The organism is Spongisporangium articulatum, assembly GCF_044465595.1.
In the GTDB taxonomy this organism is placed as follows: domain Bacteria; phylum Actinomycetota; class Actinomycetes; order Actinomycetales; family Kineosporiaceae; genus Spongisporangium; species Spongisporangium articulatum.
Genome location: NZ_JBITLV010000010.1, coordinates 63,185 through 87,551, shown reverse-complemented (window position 1 = coordinate 87,551; position 24,367 = coordinate 63,185). Strand labels below are relative to the sequence as shown.

Annotated in this window: 22 protein-coding genes and 2 pseudogenes; 9 read left to right on the top strand and 15 right to left on the bottom strand. The window is 72.0% G+C overall.

The window, feature by feature from the left end; genetic code table 11:
• Window positions 1–2: 2 nt before the first annotated feature.
• The 5 genes and pseudogenes from ACIB24_RS22650 to ACIB24_RS22630 all read right to left on the bottom strand — a co-directional run.
• On the bottom strand, window positions 3–254 hold the full coding sequence (locus ACIB24_RS22650; protein ID WP_398284479.1) for an SHOCT domain-containing protein: 252 nt from the start codon (window positions 252–254) through the stop codon (window positions 3–5).
• A 240-nt stretch (window positions 255–494) separates the two neighbouring features.
• On the bottom strand, window positions 495–1,556 hold the full coding sequence (locus ACIB24_RS22645) for a cation diffusion facilitator family transporter (protein WP_398284478.1): 1,062 nt from the start codon (window positions 1,554–1,556) through the stop codon (window positions 495–497).
• Entirely contained in the window at window positions 1,553–1,942 is a 390-nt protein-coding gene (locus tag ACIB24_RS22640) for an ArsR/SmtB family transcription factor (RefSeq protein WP_398284477.1), read from the bottom strand. Before ACIB24_RS22640 ends, ACIB24_RS22645 begins: the two co-directional genes overlap by 4 nt.
• A 63-nt stretch (window positions 1,943–2,005) precedes the next feature.
• Window positions 2,006–2,212, bottom strand: a pseudogene (locus ACIB24_RS22635) (heavy metal translocating P-type ATPase); the annotation flags it as partial.
• A gap of 391 nt (window positions 2,213–2,603) precedes the next feature.
• Window positions 2,604–3,212, bottom strand: a pseudogene (locus ACIB24_RS22630) (MMPL family transporter); the annotation flags it as partial.
• A 44-nt stretch (window positions 3,213–3,256) separates the two neighbouring features.
• Here ACIB24_RS22630 and ACIB24_RS22625 point away from each other — a divergent pair.
• On the top strand, window positions 3,257–3,742 hold the full coding sequence (locus ACIB24_RS22625; RefSeq protein ID WP_398284489.1) for a dihydrofolate reductase family protein: 486 nt from the start codon (window positions 3,257–3,259) through the stop codon (window positions 3,740–3,742).
• A gap of 30 nt (window positions 3,743–3,772) precedes the next feature.
• Here the strand turns inward: ACIB24_RS22625 and ACIB24_RS22620 are convergent, their stop codons facing one another.
• From ACIB24_RS22620 to ACIB24_RS22600, 5 genes are all read right to left on the bottom strand, one after another.
• Window positions 3,773–6,016, bottom strand: a complete 2,244-nt coding sequence (locus tag ACIB24_RS22620; protein WP_398284476.1) for an LLM class flavin-dependent oxidoreductase — start codon at window positions 6,014–6,016, stop codon at window positions 3,773–3,775.
• Between the two features lie 56 nt (window positions 6,017–6,072).
• Window positions 6,073–6,624, bottom strand: a complete 552-nt coding sequence (locus ACIB24_RS22615; RefSeq protein ID WP_398284475.1) for a TetR/AcrR family transcriptional regulator — start codon at window positions 6,622–6,624, stop codon at window positions 6,073–6,075.
• A 98-nt stretch (window positions 6,625–6,722) separates the two neighbouring features.
• On the bottom strand, window positions 6,723–7,466 hold the full coding sequence (locus ACIB24_RS22610) for an MBL fold metallo-hydrolase (RefSeq protein WP_398284474.1): 744 nt from the start codon (window positions 7,464–7,466) through the stop codon (window positions 6,723–6,725).
• On the bottom strand, window positions 7,463–8,419 hold the full coding sequence (locus tag ACIB24_RS22605; RefSeq protein ID WP_398284473.1) for a fumarylacetoacetate hydrolase family protein: 957 nt from the start codon (window positions 8,417–8,419) through the stop codon (window positions 7,463–7,465). The genes ACIB24_RS22610 and ACIB24_RS22605 overlap by 4 nt, the downstream gene beginning before the upstream one ends.
• Window positions 8,416–8,994 (bottom strand): TetR/AcrR family transcriptional regulator, encoded by a 579-nt coding sequence (locus ACIB24_RS22600; protein WP_398284472.1) that lies wholly within the window; start codon window positions 8,992–8,994, stop codon window positions 8,416–8,418. Before ACIB24_RS22600 ends, ACIB24_RS22605 begins: the two co-directional genes overlap by 4 nt.
• A gap of 81 nt (window positions 8,995–9,075) precedes the next feature.
• Here ACIB24_RS22600 and ACIB24_RS22595 point away from each other — a divergent pair, with 81 nt between their 5' ends.
• The 7 genes from ACIB24_RS22595 (at window position 9,076) to ACIB24_RS22565 (ending at window position 16,118) form a co-directional block, all read left to right on the top strand.
• Window positions 9,076–9,564 carry a group II truncated hemoglobin gene (locus ACIB24_RS22595; protein ID WP_398284471.1) on the top strand — a complete coding sequence of 163 codons (489 nt, stop codon included), beginning with the start codon at window positions 9,076–9,078 and terminating at the stop codon, window positions 9,562–9,564.
• A complete protein-coding gene (locus ACIB24_RS22590) occupies window positions 9,561–11,120 on the top strand; it encodes an FG-GAP repeat protein (protein ID WP_398284470.1) in 1,560 nt (519 codons plus the stop codon). The genes ACIB24_RS22595 and ACIB24_RS22590 overlap by 4 nt, the downstream gene beginning before the upstream one ends.
• Window positions 11,121–11,222: 102 nt before the next feature.
• Entirely contained in the window at window positions 11,223–12,527 is a 1,305-nt protein-coding gene (locus tag ACIB24_RS22585) for an alpha/beta hydrolase family protein (protein ID WP_398284469.1), read from the top strand.
• Window positions 12,528–12,608: 81 nt separating this feature from the next.
• Window positions 12,609–12,875, top strand: a complete 267-nt coding sequence (locus tag ACIB24_RS22580; protein WP_398284468.1) for a DUF167 domain-containing protein — start codon at window positions 12,609–12,611, stop codon at window positions 12,873–12,875.
• Between the two features lie 125 nt (window positions 12,876–13,000).
• Complete coding sequence (locus ACIB24_RS22575) at window positions 13,001–14,476, top strand: alkaline phosphatase PhoX (protein ID WP_398284467.1); 1,476 nt, start codon at window positions 13,001–13,003, stop codon at window positions 14,474–14,476.
• 82 nt (window positions 14,477–14,558) lie between these two features.
• Window positions 14,559–14,786, top strand: coding sequence for a hypothetical protein (locus tag ACIB24_RS22570; RefSeq protein WP_398284466.1), 228 nt, complete (start codon window positions 14,559–14,561; stop codon window positions 14,784–14,786).
• Between the two features lie 21 nt (window positions 14,787–14,807).
• On the top strand, window positions 14,808–16,118 hold the full coding sequence (locus ACIB24_RS22565) for an aromatic acid exporter family protein (protein ID WP_398284465.1): 1,311 nt from the start codon (window positions 14,808–14,810) through the stop codon (window positions 16,116–16,118).
• An 18-nt stretch (window positions 16,119–16,136) separates the two neighbouring features.
• Here ACIB24_RS22565 and ACIB24_RS22560 read toward each other — a convergent pair whose 3' ends face one another.
• Genes ACIB24_RS22560 through ACIB24_RS22545 form a run of 4 tightly spaced genes read right to left on the bottom strand, consistent with a single transcriptional unit; the run spans window position 16,137 to window position 18,683 of the window.
• Window positions 16,137–16,946: a hypothetical protein gene (locus tag ACIB24_RS22560; RefSeq protein WP_398284464.1), complete on the bottom strand. Its 810-nt coding sequence runs from the start codon at window positions 16,944–16,946 to the stop codon at window positions 16,137–16,139.
• 14 nt (window positions 16,947–16,960) lie between these two features.
• On the bottom strand, window positions 16,961–18,079 hold the full coding sequence (locus tag ACIB24_RS22555; RefSeq protein ID WP_398284463.1) for a hypothetical protein: 1,119 nt from the start codon (window positions 18,077–18,079) through the stop codon (window positions 16,961–16,963).
• Window positions 18,080–18,081: 2 nt separating this feature from the next.
• Window positions 18,082–18,384: a hypothetical protein gene (locus ACIB24_RS22550; RefSeq protein ID WP_398284462.1), complete on the bottom strand. Its 303-nt coding sequence runs from the start codon at window positions 18,382–18,384 to the stop codon at window positions 18,082–18,084.
• Window positions 18,381–18,683: an SAV_915 family protein gene (locus tag ACIB24_RS22545; RefSeq protein ID WP_398284461.1), complete on the bottom strand. Its 303-nt coding sequence runs from the start codon at window positions 18,681–18,683 to the stop codon at window positions 18,381–18,383. The genes ACIB24_RS22550 and ACIB24_RS22545 overlap by 4 nt, the downstream gene beginning before the upstream one ends.
• A gap of 176 nt (window positions 18,684–18,859) precedes the next feature.
• Between ACIB24_RS22545 and mycP the strand changes: the two genes are divergently transcribed.
• Window positions 18,860–20,302 (top strand): type VII secretion-associated serine protease mycosin, encoded by a 1,443-nt coding sequence (gene mycP / locus ACIB24_RS22540; protein ID WP_398284460.1) that lies wholly within the window; start codon window positions 18,860–18,862, stop codon window positions 20,300–20,302.
• Here mycP and eccCa read toward each other — a convergent pair.
• Window positions 20,286–24,305 carry a type VII secretion protein EccCa gene (gene eccCa, locus ACIB24_RS22535; protein WP_398284459.1) on the bottom strand — a complete coding sequence of 1,340 codons (4,020 nt, stop codon included), beginning with the start codon at window positions 24,303–24,305 and terminating at the stop codon, window positions 20,286–20,288. The genes mycP and eccCa overlap by 17 nt on opposite strands.
• Window positions 24,306–24,367 lie beyond the last annotated feature (62 nt).

Genomic DNA, 24,367 nt, shown 5'->3' with positions numbered 1-24,367 from the left:
GATCACCGATCGGGGGAAACCGGTCCGCCCGCGTGCTGGTGAAGGACGCCGAGTCGATGGCTGTACTCGCTCTCGTCGATGTCGCCACGAGCGAAGCGGCCGGCCAGCACCTGCTCGGGCGTGCCCCCGAGCGGCTGGCCAGATGATGCTGCCGAGGCGCCCCTCGAGCGGTAGACGAGGACGACCCCCGCGACGAGCGCACCCCAGAAGGCGACCTGACCGAGCCCCATCAGCAGCCACATCCAACCGCTCATCTGATCGCTGTAGCCGTACATCATGGTGAATCCTCGTGTTCGTCGAACCGAATCGCTCCGGTCATCGTCGTGGCTGGGTTACTGATGAACGTCTTCCACTGTTCCGGTCGATGGCCTGCGCCGGTAGGGACCTACGGCCCTGCCAAACCGGGACTCGGCCCTGTCAGCCCTGGTGCGCCCGGCCCGAGGGGGCCCGATCGGTTACGGAGCAATCGAACGGGAGCGACATTGCCCCGCCGCTCAGTGCGCAGGGTAAGCGTGGACCAGAGCACGGGTCAGCTTCGGGACAGCGCGAATGAGAGTCTGTTCGGCGGCATGAGCCACCCGGTGCGCCTGGTCAAGGGTGGTGTCGTCGGCGACGGTGAGGTCTGCCTCGGCATGCAGTTCGTGCCCGATCCAGCGCATCCTGACCCGACGAACCACCACTACGCCGGGCTCCTGGGACAGCGCTGCCTCGGCATCGTCAATCAGTGCCGGATCAACTGCGTCCATCAGCCGCCGGTAGATGTCGCGGGCTGTGCTGCGAAGCACGGCGAGGATCGCGACGGTGATGAGGAGCCCGACGATCGGGTCGGCCAACTGCCATCCGGCGGCCACTCCGCCAGCACCGGCGACCACTGCCAGGGACGTGAATCCGTCGGTGCGGGCGTGCAGGCCGTCGGCGACCAGCGCGGCCGAGCCGATCCTGCGGCCCACCCGGATCCGGTACTGGGCGACCAGTTCGTTGCCGGCGAAACCGAGCAGGCCGGCAGCGATGACCCAGGCGAGATCGGTTACCAGATGCGGATTGAGCAGCCGGTCGATAGCTTCCCAGCCCGCGATGATCGCGGACAGGGCGATCATGGCGACGACGAACAGGCCGGCGAGATCTTCGGCGCGCCCGTAGCCGTAGGTGTAGCGGCGGGTGGCCGGCCTTCTCCCGAGGACGAACGCGGTCCACAACGGGATCGCCGTCAGTGCGTCCGAGAAGTTGTGGATCGTGTCTGCCAGCAACGCCACCGATCCCGACATCACCACCACCATGACCTGCAGGGACGCGGTCAGTGCAAGCAGGACGAGGCTGATCTTGACCGCGCGGATGCCTTCGCCACTGGCTGTCAGCGCGCCGTCTAGGGAATCGGTGGCGTCATGGCTGTGCGGGGCGAAGATTCCGGCCAGGAAGCCACGTACACCACCCGCGTGCACGTGTCCGTGATCATCGGCGTGGTCCACTGCGTGGCCATGTCCATGCCCGGCGGCTACCAACTGATCTCGCTGTCCGTCATGCCGATGGGGGTGGTAATGGCGGGAGGGCTGGTTCATCGGGACTGGGCTCTAACGTCCGTGCCCAACGGCGTGACGTCCTCGCTGTGATGGCCCGGAACACCGGGGCCTGCATGCTCGGCGTTGTACACAGCATCGGTGATCAACCGTCCGACATGGTCGTTGTCGAGCCGGTAGAAGATCGTGGTGCCCTCGCGGCGGGTCCGCACCAACCGCGCCATCCGCAGCTTCGCCAGGTGCTGCGACACCGATGCGGGCGCCTTCCCCGTCCACTCGGCCAGGTCACTCACCGACCGCTCCCGGTCACGCAGACTCCACAGGATCTGCACCCGGGTCGCATCGGCCAGCATCCGGAACACCTCTACCGCGAGGTCCACCTGATCGACCGGGAGCCGCTCACCGCGTGTGCAGCTATCCGCATCCATAAACAGATAGTAGAGCTATGCATCTTGGTCGGCAATCGGGGTGGCTTCAGGCGCGGTGGACCACTAGGCAGGAACCAGCTCCAGGTCAGGCGTCTGCGTGGCGGGTAGCTGCACAGCCATGGGCACCCGAGCGGCGCGGATCCCGTTCAGGATGATCACCACTTCGGCGACCTCGTGGACCAGGACGACCTCGGCGAGACCGAGGACGCCGAAGAGGGCCAGCGGGAACAGCACGATGATGATCGCCAGCGCCAGGCCGATGTTGCCGGTCCCGGACTCCGCATCCGGTGCCGAAGGCGCTCCCACTTAGGTGACCTCGCCTTCCGACCATCCGCCTCAGCGAGCCGATGCCGTGCCTAAGATTCTGGCCGGAGCTAGCGATATGGCGGCGGAGATACTGGCCGTTCCTGCCGTGATGCTGCGCAGATCTGTGGTGCGCCCCGCCGGGGGCACAAATCGAAGCCTTGGTCGCGCCAGCGAACCAAGGCTTCTCTTGTGCCCGCCGGCAGGATGACGGGAGACGGAGCGGGCCGGGGCGACGCAGGAGCCCCGGGCCGCGACGGTGGCTCCGGCCGGGGGCACACGACAGATCTGCGCGGAGCCATCCACCAGATCCGCCAACTCCCCACCGTTTCCGCTGATGTCTCGGCGAGGGCAGAGCTCATCGGAGACTCGCCGATTCGGCTCGACGCATCGGGCTGGGCGGCGCGGGATGCGGGCTGACGTCGTCCGCCGCGCCCTCGATCGAGACGTGCGGCAGGAGCCGGTCCAGCCACGCCGGCAACCACCAGTTGGCCCGGCCGAACAGGTGCATCACGGCCGGCACCAGCACGGTCCGCAGGACGAAGGCGTCGATCGCCACCGCCGATGCCAGGCCCACGCCGAACTCCGCGATGGTCCGCTGGCCGCCGAAGACGAAGGCCATGAACACGCAGATCATGATGACGGCGGCGGCGGTGATCATCCGGCCGGTCTCGGCCTGACCGACCCGCACCGCCTGCCGGTTGTCGCCGGTGCGCTGCCACTCCTCGTGCATCCGGCTGACCAGGAAGACCTGGTAGTCCATCGACAGGCCGAAGAGGATCGCCAGCATGATCACCGGCAGCACGGCCTCGACCGGGCCGGCCTTGCCGACGCCGAGCAGCTCCGAGCCCCAGCCCCACTGGAACACCGCGACTACGACGCCGAAGGACGCCGCCGAGGCGAGCAGGTTCATCACGGCCGCCGTCAGCGGGACGACGATGCTGCGGAACGCGATCATCAGCAGCGCGCAGCGGCGAGGGCGAGTGGTTCGGTGACGCCGACGAGCGGCTCATCGACTTCCTCGGCGAGACGATCTCGACCCAGGATGCGGTCCTTCTGGGCCGCCGTACCTACGACAAGTGGGCGCCGCACTGGCCCCGCTCGACGATGCAACCCTTCGCGGACTTCATCAACTCCGCGACCAAGTACGTGTTCTCCTCGACGCAGCCCGCACTCCCGTGGTGGGGCACCACCCGCGTCGACCGGCCGGCCCCGGCGTTCGTCTCCGAGTTGAAGGGACAGGACGGCAAGGACATCGGCGTCCACGGCAGCCTCACGCTGTCCCGCACCCTGCTTGCCGCGGGCCTGGTCGACGAGCTGCGTCTCGTCGTCGCGCCGAGCCTGGCCGGCCAAGGCCGTCGGCTCTTCCCCGACGACGCCGCGCTTCACCACTTCGAGCTCCTGACCTGTGAACGCTCGGGCGGGTGTCTGCTCCTGCACTACCGCATGCGACGCCACCAGGCAGACGTGACCTGGGCCGGACCCGACGGTCGGTGAGCGCGCACGGCGCGCCGGGATCAGCCGGGATCAGCCTGTGACGGCCGACTCGGCGGCGATCGCGAAGTTGTCGCGGAACAGGTTGTCGGGGTCGACCCGGGACTTCACCGCGCGCAGGCGCTCGAGGGTCGCCGGCGGGAATGCCTCACCGACGCGCTCGGGGCGCAGCGACGTCTCGAAGCTCAGGTAGAGCCCGCGCGAGTGCCCGGCGACGTCGCGCCAGGCCGCCTCCAACCGGGCCTCGTTCGCGCCGAAGGTCGCGATCGAGAAGGCCGCGGAGCGGTGCGCGAAGGCCGTGGCGTCGTCCGGCACGTCGGCGACCGCCCCGCCCAGCGCCCGCACCGAGAAGAAGTGCGTCGCACCGCTGTCGAGCAGTCGTGCCGCGCCGGCGGCCACCTCGGGGGTGATCGCGTCGACGAGCGCGGAGCGGGACACGGGCTCGCCCGCGCCCTGTTGCGGGCCGAGGTCGGCGTTGGCCATCACCTGCGCGTAGGTCGTCAGCTGGACCGACTGCTGCAGGAGGGGCCCGAGCTGCGCGAACGGCTGGAGCCGCTCGATGATCGTGTCGGAGTCGGCGCTGTCGACCATCGCCATGACGAACGCCGTCTGCGGCTGTCCACGCCGGGCTCCCGACATGATGAGGAAGCTGGTGAGGTCGCGCGGCGACGCCTGCACCGCCGCACCCCACCCCTCCAGGAAGGCGGCCGCGTCGCTGCCGTCGAAGACGAGCTGCGCCCAGCCGACCTCGCCCACCTCGTCGACCTCGAAGTCGAACGACGTCGCGATGCCCATGTTGGCGCCCGCCCCGCGCACCGCCCAGAACAGATCGGGGTCGTGCTCGGCGTCCACGCGCACGATGGAGCCGTCGGCCAGCACCAACTCGACCGCGCGCACGTGGTCGATCGTGAGCCCGTGCTCCCGCGCGAGCCAGCCGATGCCGCCCGCCGTCGCGAGCCCGCCCACCCCGACGCCGCCGTAGTCACCGGAGCTCAGCGCCCAGCCGTGCTCGCCGAGCGAGGCCGCGACCTCGGCCCAGCGCGCACCCGCGCCGACGCGCACGAGCCGCCGCCCGTCGTCCAGCACCTCGATCGCGTTCATCCGGCGCAGGTCGATGACGATGCCGCCGTCGTTCGTGCTGCGCCCCGAGATGCCGTGCCCGCCGCTGCGCACCGACAGGGGGACGTCCGGATGCCGCCGGGCGAAGGCGACGGCGCGCGAGACCTGGACGGCGTCGGTGGGCTGGAGCACGATGCCCGGCCGGCCACCGCGCATGTAGGTGTTGGCGACGTCCGGGTACTCGAAGTCGCCGGGTTCGATGACGGGCACGCCCGCGGGGGCGGCGTCGTAGTCGATGCCGGCGCGGCGTTGCGAGAGCGCCGCGCGCGACCGGGTCGGCGCGGGCGCGGTGCCCCGCGCGTTCCGTTCCCGCGCGACCAGTTCGCGCACGGCCGGGGCGACCTCCGCACCGAAAAGCTCCAGGGCGCGAGGGTCGTCGCCCGTCGCGATGAACGCCGACACACCGTCGGTCAGCGCGTACCCGGCGAGTTCCTCCGCCCAGGCCCGCGAGTCCTTCGGCGAGGAGCCGACATTGAGCAACCGGCGGATCGCCCGCGGATCGCGCCCCGCCGCCTCGGCGGCCTCGTCGATCCGGGCGTTGCCGCGGGCGTAGTCGCCGGGTTCGAGCCACGGCAGCGACGGGAGCCAGCCGTCGGCGGCGCGTCCGAGCAGCGCCAGCATCCGGGGTTTTCGCGCTCCGAGCCAGATCGGGATGTCGTGGGCCGGACGAGGGCCCCGCTTGGCGCCGTGCACCGCGTGGGTCGTGCCGTGGGTGAACAGGCCACCGCGCTGCGTGGTGTCCCAGCGACCCCGGATGATCTCGATGGCCTCCTCGAGGGCCGTGACCGCCTCCGCCGGGCTGAGTTTGGGAGTGCCCATCGCCTCGACCGCGTCCCAGAACCCGCCGGCGCCGAGGCCGAGGTCCAGGCGGCCGCCGGAGAGGAGGTCGAGACTCGCCGCGGCACCCGCGAGCACCGCCGGCGGCCGCAGGGGCACGTTGAGCACGTTCGGCGCGATGCGCACGCGGTCGGTGGCGGCCGCGACGTAGGACATGAGCGTCCAGGTGTCGAGGAAAGAGGGCTGGTACGGGTGGTCCTGGAAGGTGACGAGGTCGAGGTCCGACGCCTCCGCCCGACGAGCGAGTGCGACGGGGGTCTGCGGGTCCCCGGCGGTCGGGGTGATGAAGGCCCCGAAGAGGAGGTCGTGTCCGTAGTCCATGGGTGGTCCTTTCAGGTCCGGATGTTTCAGGTCCGGATGTCTCAGGTCCGGATGGCTCAGGTCCGGATGCCGGCGATGAGAACCTCGAGGAGTAGCGGCCGGTCGGCCGGTGAGCCGAGGCGCACGGCGTGCTCGACGCCGCACACGAGCCGCTGCAGCTGGGCGGCGGAGAGATCGGCGCGCACGGCGCCCGTGGCCTGGGCCCGGGCCAGGACGGCGCCGAAGCCTTGGTGGATCTGCGCACGGGCCGCGGTGCACTCACTGTGCACGGCCGGGTCGGAGGCCTCGAGGTCGACGAGCACGGCCTGCAGACCGGAGTCGGCGAGCTGCAGCGCCAGCGCGTCGTCGAGGAACCGGCGCAGCGCGACGAGGGGGTCGGGCTCCTGGGCCGCGGCCTCAGCGGCCTCACTCAGACGGCGGAGCGACTCGACGCTCAACGCCTCGACCAGGGCCCGGACGTTCGGGAAGTGCCGGTAGACGGTGCCGACCCCGACCCCCGCGTCGCGCGCGATCTCGTTGAGCCGCAGCTGCGCCGCGTCCCGCCCCCGGGCCACCTCGAGGATGCGTTCGCGGCTGCGCACCGCGTCGGCCCGGGCGGAAGGACTCATGTGCAGCACAGTACCCCTGAAACGGATAACTAATCCGTTTCAGGGTTCCGCCGTTGGCGAAACACCGACCGCCAGGTGACCGGCCCGCCCCGGCCCCGTCACCCGTCGGTGTCGAGATCGCCCACTATCCGCCCGATGGGGCGTCGTTCGACCGGCCCGTGGCCGGGCACGAGCACGTCGGCCGGCAACTCGCCCAGAACGCGCAGGCTGCGGCGCATCTCGGTCTCATCCTCGTTGAAGAAGTGTGGCAACAGCTGGGGTCTGGGCGGGCCGGGCAGGAGCGGGTGGGCGGTGACGAGGGCGTCCCCGGTGAAGACCACGCCCTCCTCGTCGAGGAGATACGCGGTGTGCCCGGTGGTGTGACCGGGGGTCGACACCGCAATCGGGGCACCCGGGAGGTCGAGGCGCTCGTCGAACGCGACCGGCGCCGCGGAGGGGACCGACATGTTCGCATGCGGCAGAACGGCTTTGAGGGTCTGGGCGACCCAGACGATCCCGGCCTTGTGGCCGCACTGCCGCAGCATCTGGACCGGGCTGATCTGTTCCAGGTAGTCGCGGTGGGCGTGGGCGACCTCCGTGGCCCCGGTCAGGACCGGTACGGGATGCTCGGCCCGCAGCGTCGGGATGCCGCCGAGATGGTCGAGGTGGGCGTGGGTGAGCAGGACGGCCTGCACGTCCTGCGGCCGACGGCCGATCGCCTCGAGGGACGCCAGCAGGGCGGCTCCGTCGTTGGGGTAGCCGGCATCGACGAGGGTGACGGCGTCGCCGTCGCTGATGATCGCCCAGTTGACGTTGGTGCCGGTGACGAGGTGGACCTTGCTGGTGACCTGCGTGACCTTCACGGCTGCCCTCCGGGCGCGACGGTGTGGCGGATGGTGCCGATTCCCTCGATCTCCAGTTCCAGCAGGTCACCGGCGTGAAGCTGGTGACCCGCCTCGAGACCCGAGCACCCCGGCAGGGTGCCCGAGCCGAACAGTTCGCCCGGGTAGAGCTGCTCGCTGCGCGAGGCGAAGGCCAGGGCCTCGGCCAGGGAGTGTTTCGGCGCCCGGGTCGAACTGGTCGTCACGACGGCGCCGTTGATCGAGACGCTCGCCGCGAGGTCGGTGACGTCGACGGTGTCCGCGGCGACGAGTTCGGCGGACATGGACGACAGGAAGTGCTTGGCCTTCTGCGGCCCGAACCCGCTGCGCATCTCCCGGAGCTGGACGTTGCGGGCGGAGAAGTCGTTGAGGACGACGTATCCGCCGATCGCTCGGGCCGCCTCGGCGGGGGTCGCGTCCCGCAGCGGCCGGTTGAGGACACACCCGAGTTCCAGCTCGTAGTCGAGACGGTCGGCATAGGCGGGGGCCGCGACGGCCGACCCGGTGGGCACGAAGGTGAGCGCGTTGCTCATGTAGTAGATCGGCTGCTCGTACCAGAGGGCGTTCGGCTTGAACATCGGAAACGTCGAGCGGGTGACCTTCTCGTACAGCGCGGTGACGAGGTACTGGCGCGGCAGGTACGTGCGGGCCATCGCTCGGGACGCGGCTATGACGTGCTCCTCGTACAGCATGAAGTCACGGAACGAGAGCGGGGCGAACGGCAGGAGGAGGTCCGCCTCCGCTGCCGAGCCCACAACGCCCTGCGGGCTCGGATCGCGCCGGGTAACACCGGCCGGGACGCCGAGGGGGTCGGCCGGCCCACCGTCCCAGGGCACCCAGGTTCCGTCGATCATCACCTCGGTCACCGCCCGGTCATCGATGAGCCGGCGCCGGACCCGGGAGGGCCGACCGACGGGGTTCGAGCTCGGGTTCATGAATGCCTCCGGGAGCCGGTGAGGAGCAGGTCGACCTGCTCGGCGATCTTCAGGGTCGGGTCGTCCCCCAGCAACAGCTGACGCAGGTGAAGGGGCGCGACCACCATCTCCAGGAGGAGGCGGGGGTCGGTTTGCGGGTCGAGCTCGCCCCGGTCGATGCCGCGCTCGACCATGACGCGCCCGAGCGCGAACCGCTCGTCCCAGAAGCGGTCCTGCGCGGCCCGGAACGCCTCCGACCGCTCACCGGTGGAGACGGCCCGCAACAGCCCGGCCCCGCGCGGCGTGGCCAGGAACCTCGCGAGGCTTTCGGCGAACGCGATCAGGTCGCCGCGGACCGTCCCCGTGTCCGGGACGGGGACCGTCGCCTGACTCTGCTCCAGGAGCGCCTCGCTGATCAGGTTCTCCCACGTCCCCCACCGGCGATAGAGCGAGGACGGGGCGACCGCGGCCCGTTCGGCGATCTCCGGCAGGCTCAGCTGGGTGCGGCCCTCGTCGAGCAGGGCCAGGGCGGCCCCGAGGACGGCCTCCCGCACGCGCGCCGAGCGTCCTCCCGGCCGGCTGCCCCTCGCGTCCATCGCGGCAGTCTAAGGCGAACCAGGTTGCTTTAGCGTCCGGGTCAGGCTCAGCCTCCAGGTCACCTGCCTAGACTCCCGACCATGACGCTTCCGGGGGAAGAGGGTCGCCCGACGCTGTACGACTGGGCGGGCGGCATCGAGGCGCTGGGCCGCATGATCCACGTGTTCTACGACCGGGTCGAGGCGGACGAGCTGCTGTCACCCGTGTTCGGCGGCGCGGTCACGGCCGAGCACCGCGACCACGTGATCGCCTGGTGGAGCGAGGTCTTCGGCGGCCCGACCCGCTACACGGACGAACTCGGCGGCTACCCGCACATGGTGGCCAAGCACCGCGACCTGTCCATCACCGCCGCGCAGCGGCACCGCTTCGCCGCGCTCATGAGCCTGGCCGCCGACGACGCCGGGCTGCCCGCCGACCCGGAGTTCCGGGCCGCGCTGGTCGGCTATCTGGAGTGGGGCACCCGGCTGGCCATGGCCAACTCGCAGCCCGGGGCGGACGTCGTCCCCGACGCCCCGGTCCCGCGCTGGGGGTGGGGCGTCGCCCCGCCCTGGATCGCGGAGGACTCGTGACTGGTCCCGCTCGCCGGGCCCGCGCGATCCTGCGGGTCGCGCTCGTGGTGGGCGCGGTCGCCGTCACGGCGGTGGCCGTCCAGGACGCCACCGGCCCATCCCACGACACCCCGAGGTCATCCACGGCACCGGCCGGAGCGCCGGCGACACCCGTACCGACGCCGGCCACCGCCCCCCGTCCGACCCCGTTCGCCGCCGGTGACGTGCCGGGCCTGCTCGCCGTCGGCATGCCGTACGCGGACGACGCGGCCGGCGCCCTCGACGTGTTCTGGCCCGACGGGCGGACCCAGCACCTGACCTACGCGGGCCTGAACCTGCCGGCCCGGGAGGAGGGGACGTTCTTCGGTGCCTCGTCGGTCCCGGCCGACCTGAACGGGGACGGCCGGACCGACCTGGTGGTCGCCGCTCCCGGCAACGCCAAGGACGGGTACTACGGGCGGCGCGGCTACCTCACCGAGGAGCGTTCGAAGCAGCCACCGGGCCGCTCGGGTCGCGTCTACATCCTGTTCGCCTCCCGCGACGGATTCGACGGTGAGGACGTCGTCACCCTGCCGTTGCCCACCCACGAGTACGACCTGATGGGCAGGGCGATCGCGGTCACCTCCCGAGCCGGCGGCGCCCACGACGTGTGGGTCGGGGCCCCCGCGCTCGGGGTGGACGGGAAGCCGGGGGCCGGTCGCCTCTACCGGGTCGCCGTCTCCCCGGGCGGGAGACCCCGGCTGGCCGACGAGCTGACCGAGGACAGCCCCGGGATCGAGGGAATGTCGCACTGGGGCAACGGCTTCGGGAGGGCGCTCGCCACCGCCCCGGGCGGTGTGCTGGTCGGGATGCCCAACCGGACGGTCGACGGCCAGGAGGGCGCGGGTGCCGTCCTGCAGATCCGGACGGACCCGCGAACCGGCGCACCACGGGCGAGCCGGCTGTTCGTGCAGGGGACGTACGGCCTTCCGGACACCCCGGAGAAGGACGATTTCTTCGGCAGCCGGATCACGCCCGGCGGCCAGGCCGTCGGCGTCCCGGAGGAGAATCTCGGGAAGACGGCCAATGCGGGCGCCGTGCAGCTCTTTTCGGTGCCGCCGGACGGCAGCGGTTGGCTCACCCCCGGCCCCCTCCTGACCAGGGACTCACCCGGCGTTCCCGACACGGCACACCCCTACGAGTCGTTCGGCATCTCGCTGGCCGTCGGGACCTTCGCCTGCCCCGGCGTGGCGACCCTCGCGATCGGCACCAGCCGGTGGAGCCGGCGCGGGGAGACCACGAGGCACGGCGGCGACGTCCTGGTGATGCCGCTCGGGGCCGGGAACTGCCCGGCCCGGACGCTGACTCGCGCGGATTTCGGACTGCTCCCGGACTCCTCACTCACCGACGCGGGCGAGCTGGCCACCGTCGGTGCCGCCGACCGGCAGCAACTGGTGATGGGGCGCCCCAGCGAGCACGCCGACGACGAGCCCCTCTTCACCGGCCGGGTCGTCCTGTGGCGGATGGACCGCGCCGTCGTGGTGTCGCCGCTGAACAGCGTTCCGGACTCCTTCGGCACGACGCTCAGCGAGGCGTGAGCCGACGGCACCACCCTTGGCGTTCTAATGCGAATCCGTTTGCTTTAGTGAAGGCTTCCGGCCTAGCCTCTGCCGGACCCGTCGCCGAGGAACGGAGAGGCCATGTCGGCGCTCACCAAGGACCTGTTCGTGACCTGGTGCGCCCTGACCAGGACCACCGAGAGGGCGACCCGACGTCGGGGCGCCCGATACTTTCTGCCGGCTCTCTTCGTCGACCGCTTCGCGAACATGGGCGGGATCGACAAGGACCTCTTCGCCGGTCAGCTCGACGCCTGCCGGACCTTCGAGGACGACGGGTGGGTGAGCTACTGGCGCGGGCTCGCCCAGACGCATCTCGACGCGGCCGACGCCGAACTCGCGAGCCTCGGCGCCCCTCGCGTGGCGTCGATCCTCGCCGCGGACGGCGAGGCCACCGCACCCGACGTCGGCGCGGCCCTGGCCCCCGCCGTGCCGGTGTTCGCCGACCGGACGCCGGAGAACGGACCCGCTCTCTTCGCGGACTTCCTGGCCGAGCACCCCGAGCACCGCTCCGCGGCCACCGCGGTCGACCACCTCGTCAAGGCGATGACGTACCTGTTCGCGGCCTCGTGGCCGGGCTGGTCGCCCGCCCGCCTGCGCGCCTACGACGACTCCCGCCGCCTGCTGCACGTCCTGCTCCTCGGACTCGCACCGGCCATGAACATCCACGCCGAGCGGATCGAGCTGAACATCGCCGGGGAGAAGGCGATCGCCTACGGCGTGTTCCCCGATGTCGACCGCCCGCTGCCGACCGTGCTCGTCACGAACGGGTTGGAGGGAACCATCCAGGAGGTACTCGTCCCGGCGGCGCGGCTGCGCGACCGCGGCATGGCCATGATCGCGATGGAGATGCCCGGCACCTTTCAGTACCGCCGGCCCCTCTCGACCGACACCGACGGCATGTACGACGCGGTCATCGAACAGCTCGCCGCCCACCCGCGCGTCGACGCCGAGCGCCTGGGCATGCTGGGCCTCAGCTTCGGCGCGCTCTGGTCCACCCGGATGGCCGCCCGCAACCGGCGCCTGAAGGCGGTCGTCGCCAACGGCGGCCTCTACCACCGCAGCTTCGGCCCGGCCGCGTTGTTCGGCATGCCCGAGATCATGGTGCGGACCCTGAAGCAGACCGTGGGCGCCACGTGGCTCCCGGACATGGGCCACAAGCTCGACAAGCTGTCCGTCAAGAAGCTCTACCCGACGATCCCGATCCCCGTCCTCGCGATCAACGGCGACCACGACACCCTCGCCAGCACCCGGGACACGGTCGACCTCGCCCAGGGCGCCCCCCGCGGCGAACTCCTGCTCTACCCGGACGACGATCACTGCGCCATGGGCCACTACACGCAGTGGCTCGACCACGCCACGGACTGGCTCCAGGCCCACCTCGCCTGACCCCCTCGGCCGTGATCATGCACGGAAGGGCACCTCGAGCAGGTTGGGCCCGCCGTCCGTTCGGCATGGCACGATCCTGCTGTGCGCCTCACCGTGCGGGTCCACCCGCGGTCCCGCCGTCCGGGCGTGGGCGGCGAGCACGACGGAGCACTCGTCGTCCGGGTGCGCGAGCCCGCCGTCGACGGCCGGGCGACCGCCGCCGTCCTCGAGGCCCTGGCCGACGCCCTCGGCGTCGCCCGCCGGGACGTTCTCCTCATCCGCGGCTCGACCAGCCGGACCAAGACCGTCGAGGTGCCGGACTCGGCCGCCGCAGCGGTCACGCAGCTGCGCTCTCTCCAGGGCTCGTGAGGTGACCCGCGGCGGAATTCATCTTCCGGTGACCTGACCGCCACCGGCCGGGGGGTCGCGCGTGGCCGGCGGTCATGAGGATTGCGGCTCATCCAGCCACCGCGCATCCGCCGAGGAGCAGTCCGATGCCGATCTCCCGACGCAACCTCCTGACCGCCGGCGCCTCCGGTGTGGGACTGGCCGTCGCCGGTTCGACCCCGTCGTTGGCCTACGCCTCCCCCGCCGACGCCGGTCGCGGGGGCGCCGCCCGTCCCGCGGGGCGGCCGTTCCCGCCGCTCGTCGACGACCCGCAGGGCATCCTGGCCCTGCCGCCCGAGTTCGACTACCAGGTGGTGACCTACGCCGGGCGCACGTCGCTGCGCACCGGTGAGCCGACGCCGTCCAACCACGACGGCACGGCGGTCTTTCCCGGCGGCCGGGGCGGTCTGCGGCTGATCCAGAACCACGAGCTGGGTGCGGGCGCTCTGCTGGGGGTGCCGCACGTGGCGGGCACGGTCTACGACCCGGGCGCGGTCGCCGGCGGTGGCTGCACCGTGATCGAGACCGACCGCCGCGGAAGGAATCTCGGCGAGTGGGTGGGCATCTCGGGCACCGCCGTGAACTGTGCCGGGGGCCCGACGCCGTGGGGCACCTGGCTGACCTGCGAGGAGACCGAGCTCAAGGCCGGCGCCACCTGGAGCGCCAACGGGAAGACCGGCACCTACACCAAGGACCACGGCTACGTGTTCGAGGTGTTCGCCGACGGTCGCTCGAACCCCAAGCCCATCAAGGCCTTCGGCCGCTACGCCCACGAGGCGCTGGCCGTCGACGCCGACCGCGGGCAGGTCTACCTCTCCGAGGACGCCAGCAAGCCCAACGGACTCTTCTACCGGTGGACCGCCCCGCGCGGCGTGCGGCTGCGCGCCGGGCTCGCCGACCTGCTCGGGCCCACCGACGGCACCCTCGAAGCGATGGCCATCGTCATGGACGACGGCTCGGTGCTGCCCGACGTCGCCTACCTGACGTCCGCCCAGCTCGGCCGGCCCTTCCCGGTCCGCTGGGTCGCGGTGCCCGAGCGCGACGGCCAGACCACCTCGGTGCGCAAGCAGTTCACCACCGAGATCACCCGGGGCAAGAAGTTCGAGGGCGTGTGGGGCACCGACAAGGGCGTCTACGTGGTGAACAGCTTCGCCTTCAACACCGACGACCTGCCCGCCGACGCGGTCAAGCACGACGGCATGGTCTGGTTCTACTCCTACGCGGAGAAGACCATCACCCTCGTGACGTACTTCCCGCACCAGACCACGGCCGAGACCGGTGCGAGCCCCCGCTACGACGGGGTCGTCTTCGACGGTCCCGACAACGTCACCGTCACCCCGTGGGGGACGTTGGTACTGGCCGAGGACGGCGTCGGCGCCTCGCACGTGCTCAGCACCACCCCGGGCGGCCCCACCTACGCCATCGCCCGCAACCAGCTCAACATCGGCACCGACGCCGCGCCGGAGTACTCGGAGTTCACCGGCCCGACCTTCAGCGCCGACGGCAAGGTGCTGTTCGTCAACATCCAGACCCCGGGCATCACCCTGGCCATCACCGGCCCCTGGTCGAAGTACCTCGGCTGAAGGCGCAGGGCCCGGTCGCAGCCGCGGCCGGGCCCTCGAGTCCGGCCCTCAAGTCGGCGCTCCGCCGGCCCGATGGAAGCGCGTGAACACCTGGCAGGTGGCCAGGAATCTGGACTGGCCACGGTTCCTCGGCACGTTCGTCTTCGCGGACGTCGCCCTGCTCGTCATCGCCCTGTGGGATCTGGGCCGCCGGTCGGCGAACCTCGTGGCGGAGAGCCCCGCGCTGGAGAACCTCCGGCACCTGTCCGTGGTCGCGCGCGAGGAACTGCGGGACCTCCTGGACGACGCCCGCCGGCCGAGCGGTCTCTGAACCCGCTGTCATGATGGCGTGGTGAGCACCCGCGGCGCCGGTGGTCGACGGTCCGTGCGCGCAACGGTTCGTGAGGCCTGGGACGAGTTCGTGGCCGACACCCGCGACCGGATCCGCACGCGCGGCGAGGCGGCCGTGTTCCGGGCGTTGCGGCTGTCCGGTGCGGCGACCGCCAGCTATGTGGTCGCGCACTCCCTGTCCCCCGAGACCGTCCCCATCCTGGCCCCCCTGACCGCGCTCCTGGTCGTGCAGGTCACGCTCACGAGCACGTTGCACAGTGGCGTCGAGCGCGTGGTCAGCGTCGTGGCCGGCGTGCTCCTGGCGATCATCTTCTCCGGGGTCGTGGGGCTGGTCTGGTGGAGCCTGGCCCTCCTGATCGCCGTCTCGATCGTGGTCGGGCAGCTGCTGCGCCTGGGCCCCAACCTGATCGAGGTGCCGATCAGCGCGATGCTCGTGCTCGCCGTCGCCTCGGCTGAACAGGGCGACGTCGGGTTCGACCGGATCTACGAGACCCTCATCGGCGCGGGCGTCGGGGTGGTCGTGAACGTGCTGTTCCCGCCGGCGGTCCGGCGCTACGACGCGGGTGAACGGGTCGCGCAGTTCGCCGAGCGGATCGCGTCCATCCTCGACGTCGCGGCCGACGACCTGAGTGCCGGACCGGTCGGGAACCGGGCACGGAACTGGCTCGAGGAAGCTCGTCGGCTGACCCGGCACGTGCCGTCGATCTACGACGAGATCTCGAGCTTCGAGGAGAGCCGGCATCTCAACGTGCGGGCCCTCGGAACGCCGAACACCGCGCACGGGCTGCGGATCGGTTTCGAGGCGCTGGAACACTCGTTGATCGCCGTCCGCAGCCTCTTCCGGTCGATCGTGGACGGCGTCCGCGCCGGTTCGGTGGCCGGCGACGACGAGGAGTCCCCCCGCCAGCCGCAGGAGGAGGACGACTACGCCGAGGACGTCCGCGAGGTGTTCGCCGTCCTGCTGCGCGACCTGGCCGCCTGCTTCCGCTCGTACGGCCGGATGCTGCAGGTCGAGGTCGAGCACGAGTCCTGGTACCAGACGGGGCAGGTGGGGCAGGCGCTGACCGACCTGCGCGAGGCCCGCGCCCGGACCGCCGAGATGCTGCTGATGGGGGCGCGCGAGGACCCGGAGTACTGGGAACTGAACGTCGCGCTGCTGGCCACCGTGGAACGGGTGCTGCGGGAACTGGACGTCGACGACTACGCGCACCGGCGCAAGGCCGCGCTGGAGGCCGAGCGGGGTCCGCTGGTGCGCTCCACCCACGAGGCGGCCCGGCGGTGGCGACGTTTCGGCCGGCCGCTCGGTTCCTGACCGGTCGAGCAGGCAACGTCACCGGCCGAGGCCCGGCAGCCGCCCGAGGCTGGCGGAGGTGCCCAACTCGGCACGGTCCTCGGGATGCTCGACGTAATGGGTCAGGAAGGCCCGCACGGCGTCCTGGTCGAGCGCCAGCAGCGTGCAGTCGATGTCGAGGACCGGTTCGTCCAGGCGCCGGTCGATCCGCCAGAACCACGTCGTCCAGCGTCGTTCCAGGGCGCCGGCCGGGGAGCAGCCGATGAGCAGGTGCGGCGCCGGACCGGCCTGGACGGCCGCCACAGCGGTGACCGCCGTCCACGGCAGAAACACCTCGCCGGCGCGGCCACGCTGCCGGATGCCGGCCCGGTCGAGGACGATCTCACCCCGCACGATCCGACCGCGGGCGACGGCCAGCAGGAACCACCCGAACAGCAGGGCCCCCAGCGCAGGCAGCACGGAAGCCCCCATCCCGTCCCCGGTCGGGCGAGTCACGGCCAGGTCCACCGCCCCGACGGCGAGGACCACCGCCGGGACGCTCGTGACCACCAGCAGAAGCCGCCACTGGGTACCGGAATAGCGCAGTTGCGTGCCCGGTCGGCCGTCGCGCTCGACCAGCCGGGCGTCGGCCGGTCGGTTCTGGGGCGCCACGTGCGACACCCAGCCGTAGCGCAGCACGGCGCCGAAAGTCACCGCCACCGCCAGCGGGTAGACGGCGCGCGGAGGCGACTCCCGCGCGACGACCAGGGCCACCACCAGCGCGACGGCGCTGAGCAGACCCAGACCGAGAGCCGACAGGACCTGCCGGCGCCCGGCCCGCCTCGTCGTCCACGGAAAGGATGTGTCCACCGCCGGTGACCGCCTCAGAAGATCGTGTCCCAGGCGTCCTCGGCCAGGTGACCGATCGCCTTGCCCGCGTCGCCGACCTCGGAGACGCCGTCCCCGATCGCGTCCGCGACGTCGCCGTGATTCTCGAACAGGGAGTCGACCATGCCTGAGGTGAACACGCCCACCGCCGCCCCGCCGAGAGCGCCCACGGCGGTGCCGACCACGGGAACGGGGATGAAGCTGCCGATGACCGCGCCGGCCGCGACCGAGGCGCCGAAGCTCGCACCACTGGAGACGACGGCCTGGGCGACGGGCTTGCCGTTGTGGATGTCGTAAGCGGCGTCGGCCACCGCGAGCGCCCCTCCGAAGCCGAGCATGAGGCGGCCACCGACCTTCTCGGCGCCCTCCGCGCTCTTGGCCAGCCCGTCCGCGTCCCGGGCGGCGGCGGCCGATCGGTCGAGGTCGTCGTAGAACTGACCCCGGTCGAGTACCCGCCCGGGCTCGGCCGACTGGCCGTAGGCGCGGGCCCTCAGGGTCTTCGCGTAGTCGTCGAGCTCGCCGGCGGCGGTCTTCAGGTTCGAGACGTGTGCCTCGGTCAACAGGTCGCCGGCCGTTCCCCCGATCAGGTCCGCCGCCGTGAAGAACCACTTCTTCCGGAGGTCGGCGAGCGCGTTGCGCAGCGCGTCCTGCAGAACCTTCACCTCCAGGTTCACCCGGTCGGTGTCGGCCAGGGCCTGGTTGTACGTCTGCACCCGGGTCTGCAGGGTGGCGGACGCGGCCGGGGAGGCGCCGGCCCCGAGCGGGGTCGGCTCACCGATCACGTCCCCCGCGACCGGTAGACCGGCGGCGGCCGCGTAGTCCCGGATCAGAGCCAGGTTGCGCTGGGCCGCCGCAAGACCGTCGGCGTAGCTGGTGACTGCGTCGGCCGCCCCGCCGGCGCCGTCTGCGAGCCGGCCGGACGCCGTTTCCCCCGCGACCACCCGCCCCGCGAAGGCCTCTCCCGCCGCGCCCCGCCAGCCAGTCGAGGCATCGCTGACCACGGTGCGGTAATCGGCTGCGGCCCGGTCGATCTCGCCCCGGAGCGAGCCCGTGAGCCACCCGGCGAGACTGCGCAGGGCACCGGCATCGCCCGGGAGGCCGGTGTCGATCGGCACGGCTACCTCCCGCCCGGCCCGGCGGCGCCGGACGCCGACAGGCCGGCCTCGGCCTGCCGGTCCGCGGTCAGGTAGGTGCGCAGGCTGCGCCGCACCCCCGCGGCGGCCGCGGCCGACCCGACCGACAGCTCGCCGACCTGGGCGAGGAGATGCCCCAGTGCCGACGCGAGGTCGGCGGTCACGGCCCCCGCCTCGGGAATCGCCGGGATCGAGCCGGCCAGACCCTCCAGACCCTGGGAGACGCCGTCGAGCGTACGGGCGATGCCGTCCAGGGCATCGGTGGCCACGTGGAAACCGTCGCTCATGCCCGAACCTCCGCGGGCCGGCGGTACTCCTGCGGGATCACGACGTCCATGAGCAGCAGCTGGAACGGGTCTAACCGCTGCAGGGCCTCCAACATCGTGACCGGGACGACGATCCAAGGCTGTCCCTCGCCGCAACAGGTGCGCAGCCGGTCCAGGGCTGAGTAGGCGAACAGCGCGGTGCGGCCGTCCCGGGTCTGCCGCAGCAGGAGCCTGGCCTCGGCCGGGTCCGGTACGTCCTCGTGGCAGGGCAGGTAGAGGTAGGGAGGAAAATCGCGGGGCAGCCCCTCGGTGTGCAACACGACCCCCTGATGATGACCGTCGCTCTCGCCGGATCGCCCCGATCGTAACCGTGTCGACGCGGGCATCACCGACGATCGCCCCGAGTCGGGTCGGACCGACCGTTAGACCGTTAGATTGCCCGTGAGGTCGCGGCACGGGGCCGCGCCACGAGACAGGACGCGAGGGACGCAACGGGATGGTGGGGGGCCGGACGGCGACAGGGCCCGTGCTGGCGGGGCTCGTACTGTCGGGAGTTCTGCTCGTTGCGCTGCCCGCCACAGCACGGGCGGAGTCGCCGCCCGACCCGAGGGCCTGCGCGTACGAGAACCCCGACAACCGGAAGTACCTCGTCGACGAGGGCGTCGCCGCGCAGCCGAACTGGTCGCAGACGCGGCTGCAGTTCGAGCAGGCCTGGACCTACAGCCGCGGCGATGGAGTGACCGTGGCCGTGGTCGACAGCGGCGTCGACGACAGCCGCCCGGCCCTGAAGAGCCGCGTCGTCGGCGGGTACGACGTGACCAGCGGCAAGCGGAAGTCCGGCGGGGACAGCGACTGCGCCGGGCACGGGACGATGGTCGCGGGAATGATCGCCGCCCAGCGCCGGCCCGGTCGGGCCTTCGTCGGGGTCGCGCCCGCGGCGAAGATCCTGCCGGTCCGCGAGACGTGGGGCATCGACTCGTACGGTAACGAGATCACCGGCACCGCGGACAATCTCATCCTCGCCCTGCGCACGGCCGTGGAGTCGGGCGCGCAGATCGTCAACGTCTCGGTCACCACGAACTACGACCAGTTGAGCGGTCGCCAGCGCGCGGCGTTCGAGGACGTGATCGGCGAGGCGCGGGCACGAGACGTGCTGATCGTCGCCGCCACCGGCAACCGCGACGACCGGCAGGCCGACGGAAACGACCAGGCGGAGCGCGTGACCTGGCCCGCCGCGCTGGCCGCCGACCACCCGAACGTCGTCGCGGTGGCCGGCATCACGCGGGACGGCACCCCCGACCCGAACGCCGTCACCGGGCCCTACGTGACACTGGCCGCACCGAGCCAGGACCTGGTCTGCCAGTGGGCCGGCCCCGAGCAGAAGTCCGGCCTGGTCGCCTGCAAGGGAACGAGTTTCGCCGCCCCGTTCGTCAGCGGGATCGCGGCGCTGCTGCGGGCCCGCTACCCCGACGAGACGGCCGCCCAGATCCGGCAGCGGCTCGTGCTCACCGCCGAGCACCCGTCGACGACTCTGCCCGACGCGGCCCTGGGCTACGGCGTGCCGAACCCGCTGGCGGCCGTCACCGCGGTCCTCGACGACTCCGACCCGGCCCAGGTCACCACGCCGGTCGTCGGGGCCCCGACCGCGCTACCGGCCTCCGCACCGGACCACACCGTGCGGACCGTGGTCGTCGCGGGGGTCGCGCTGGGCGCCACCCTGCTGCTGCTCGGGCTGAGGGCCGCCGTCCGACGGGGACGTCGCCGCGGCTGGCGTCCCGGCGTGGTCGACCTGACGGTCGCGGAAACCTCCCCCGACGAAACGCCGGCCCTGGAGGCGACCGCCCTGGCCGCGAGCGACCAGACCTCGTGGACGGCGGACACGGCCGGTCCAGGACCAGCGGGCGCTACACCCGCCGCTCCCGTCACCGGACGTCGCTGATCGGGATCGGTCCCGTCGGGGTGTTCGCCGCGGTCGGCGGCAGCTTGGCGGTCTGGATGAGTTTGACGCCCTGCCGGGTGGCCAGCCGGGCGCGCCCCGGGGGCAACGGCTCGGGCCGCACGCCGTGGAAGAGGTTCCCCTCGTCCTTGGCACCGGAGAGGATCACAGCCGGGCTGCCGGTCTCGCGCAGCTTCTGGACCAGGGGCTCGAACATCGACCGGCCGGCCCCGCCCATCGCCCGGGCCAGGATCAGGTGCAGCCCGATGTCCCGGCCGAGGGGGGCCAGGTCGAGGAACGGCAGCAGCGGGTTCGAACTGCCGGTCGCCACCATGTCGTAGTCGTCCACGATCACGAACAGCTCGGGCCCGCTCCACCAGCTCCGGTCGCGCAGCTGCTGGGGCGTGAGATTGGCCGGGGGAAGACGCTTCTGGAGACCGGCCACGGTGTTGTTGACGATGTCGGGGGCCTGCGGCGAGGCGAATCCGTAGGCCAGCATGTGCGGGGCCTGGGCCAGGTCGATGAGCTCGTGCCGGTAGTCCAGCACGATGATCTTGGCGCTCTCGGGCGAGTACCGCTCGATGATCTGCTGGGTGATCACGCGCAGCAGGTTCGACTTGCCGGAACGGGTGTCGCCGAAGATCACCAGGTGGGGGTCCTGCGCGACGTTCAGGTACACGGGCGCGAGGTCGTCCTCGTCGATGCCGATCGGCAGGCCCTCCCCGCTGGCCCGGGCGGCCGCCCGGGGACCGCCCGTGAGCTGGGGCAACGCCGAGTAGGGCAGGTCGGCGGGCAGCAGCCGGACGCGCGGGGCCTCCGGGCCGTGCCACGCGGCCCGGACCTTCTCGACCAGGTCGGCGACGCCCGCCACCAGCGTCTCAGGCTCGGTACCGCCGTCGATGCGCGGCAGGACGGACAGGAAGTGCAGCTTGGCGGCCGTGATGCCGCGACCCGGAACCGATTTCGGCACATTGGCCGCGGCCCGGCGGTCGACGTCGGACTCGGTCGGGTCCCCCAGACGCAGCTCGATCCGGGTGCCGATCAGGTCACGTAGCGCGGGGCGCAGCTCCATCCACCGCTGCGCGGTGATCAGGATGTGCAGGCCGTAGCTCAGGCCGCGGGCGGCCAGCTCGGTGATCTGCTGCTCCAGCTCCTCGAAGTCGCTGCGGATCGAACCCCAGCCGTCGACCACGAGGAACACGTCGCCGTACGGGTCGTCGGGGATCTCGCCGCGCGCCTTCATCCGCCGGTAGGTGGCCATCGAGTCGATGCGCAAGGCGTCGAACATCTGCTCCCGGTCGGCCAGCAGGCTCCGCATCTCGGCCAGGATCCGGCGCACGGAGGCCCCCGCGAGCCGACCCGCGACCGACCCGACGTGGGGCAGCCCCTCGAGCGAGTTGAGCGTGCCGCCGCCCAGGTCGATGCAGTAGAACTGCGTCTCCAGCGGGGTGTGGGTCAGGGCCAGGCCCGCGATCAGGTCGCGCACGACGGTGCTCTTGCCGCTCTGCGGACCGCCGACGACCACGATGTGACCGCCCGCCCCCGACAGGTCGAACCAGAGCGGGTCGCGGCGCTGGTAGTAAGGCATGTCGACCAGGCCGACCGGCACCTGGAGCCGGCCGCGGCCGGGCCAGCCCACGGGATGCAACCCGTAGGCCGGATCGGGGCGCAGCCCGGGCAGCAACTGCCCCAGCGACACCGACTCGTCCAGCGGCGGCAGCCACACCTGGTGGGCCGGGACGCCCCGGCCGGCGAGCTGCGAGACGACGACCTCCAGCACGGACTCGGGGTTCTCGTCCGGCGCGGGTTCGGCGACGACCGGACGGACGGAGGTCTCGTCGGGGGCCACGTAGCCCGCCGTGAACGGCACCACCCGACGGGTGGCCAGTTCGATGGCCGCCGTGTCGGCCACCCGCGTGCCCAGGTAGGGGCCCGACACGTAGGCGGCCTTGAACCGCTGCATCGTGCTGGTGTCGACCTTCAGGTAGCCGTGCCCGGGTGCCGAGGGCAGCTCGTAGGCGACGGGCTCGCCGAGCACCACGCGCGACTCCAGCGCGGAGAAGGTGCGCAGACCGATCCGGTACGACAGGTACGTCTCCAGGCCGCGCAGCCGGCCCTCCTCCAGGCGCTGACTGGCCAGCAGCAGGTGCACGCCCAGGGACCGCCCGATCCGGCCGATCGCGATGAACAGGTCGATGAAATCCGGCTGGGCGCTGAGCAGTTCGCTGAACTCGTCGACGACGATGAACAGCGTCGGGACGGGCGGCAGGGCGGCGCCCTTGTTCCGGGCCTCCTCGTAGTCCTTGAGGTTCGCGTAGTTGCCGGCGTCGCGCAGGAGCTCCTGACGGCGGTTCAGCTCGCCGTCGATGGCGTCGCGCATCCGGTCGACCATCGCGAGGTCGTCGGCGAGGTTGGTGATCACCGCGGCGGTGTGCGGCAGGTCCTCCAGGCGGGCGAACGTCGCACCGCCCTTGAAGTCGACCAGGACGAAGTTCAGGGCCTCGCTGGAGTTCTTGACGGCCAGGCCGAGGACCAGGGTGCGCAGCAGCTCCGACTTGCCGGACCCGGTGGCACCGACGACGAGGCCGTGCGGGCCCATCCCGTTCTGGGCCGCCTCCTTGATGTCGAGCTCGATCAGCTCGCCGGCCTCGCCCACCCCGATCGGGGCGCGCAGCCGGTCGCGCGGCGGGCGTGGTTGCCAGGTGGTGGCCACGTCGAGGCGGCGCGCGTCGCCCAGGCCCATGAGCTGCAGCAGCCCGCGGTCCATCGAGAGCACGTCCTCCGACTCGGCGCCCGCGTTCGTGCGCAGCGGCGCCAGCAGCCGGGCCAGGCCCTCGGCGGCGCCGCGTTCGAGCCGGTCCGGCGTGCCCAGCACCTGGCGCACCTCCGCCCCGAGGCGGTCGTGCGTGATGCGGGTCATGGTCGAGGGATCCAGCTCCAGCACCAGGGCCTGGCTGCGCGCGGCCCGCTGAGCCTGGGTGCGCGCGAGCTCGACCACCGTGACGCCCTCGACCTCGGAGGTGGCCAGGTTCGACGTCCCGAGGTCGACGTCTCCGTCGATCACCACGACGATCTGCGGGACGGCGCCCCCCTCGCCGGTGAACCGGCCCCGCTCCTGCAGTTCGGGCACCAGCTCCTCGAGCTCCGACATCCGGTGCGAGAAGAGCCGGACCGGGCCGGCGGCGTCCGTCCGCACCGGGTGCAGCGCGTGCGGCAGCCACTTGACCCAGTCCCACTCGCCGAGCCGGTCGGGATTCGCGCACACGACGACGCGCAGTTCGTCGGGCGCGTGGGCGACCACGGCCTGGGCGACCATCGCCCGGGTCAGGCCGCGCGCCGCGGCGGGGTCACCCTGGAGGACGAGGCGGCCGAACCCGCGTAGGGACACCGAGACCGGCAGCCCGTTCACGGTCGAGTGCGTGCGGATGAAACGGCGCAGCGCCCCGGCCGACAAGGGCTCCAGGTCTTCGACCGGCTTCGTCTCCGGTGGCACGAGCCGCACCGTCAGCCGCTGCACCCCGGTGCCGATGCGCACCTCGCCGAAGTCGCCGTCGGCGGCCCGCCGCTCCCACAGCCGGGGCGTCATGGCGAGGCTCCACAGGGCGTCCGGCGCGGGGTGCCGCCAGGTCAGGGCGTCCCGCTGTTGCCCGGCCGCCCGCCGCACCTGCTTGCGTACCTGGGTGAGATACCGCGCATAGTCACGCCTTTCGGCGTTGAGCTTGCGCTTCTTCTCCCCCGCGCCGCGCCCGATCTGGCCGACCATCATCCCGGCCATCGACGCCGCGTACAGCACCCCCGCGACGATCGTGATGGGGCTCGACCCCTGGCCCACCACCAGGAACGCCATCGCCCCGCCGCCGGCCAGCATGGGCAGGTAGGTCATGGCCGCCCCCAGGCCGCCGCTGACGGTCTCGGTCAACTCGGGCGGCGGTTCCAGCGCCACGGTTCCCTGCGGCAGCTCCGGCGGTTGGATCCGCGGCGGCCGCCGGAAGATCGTGATGCCCATGTGACGAAGCCCCCCTTCTGTGACACATGTGGCCGACAGGGCATTATGACCAGTTCACGACG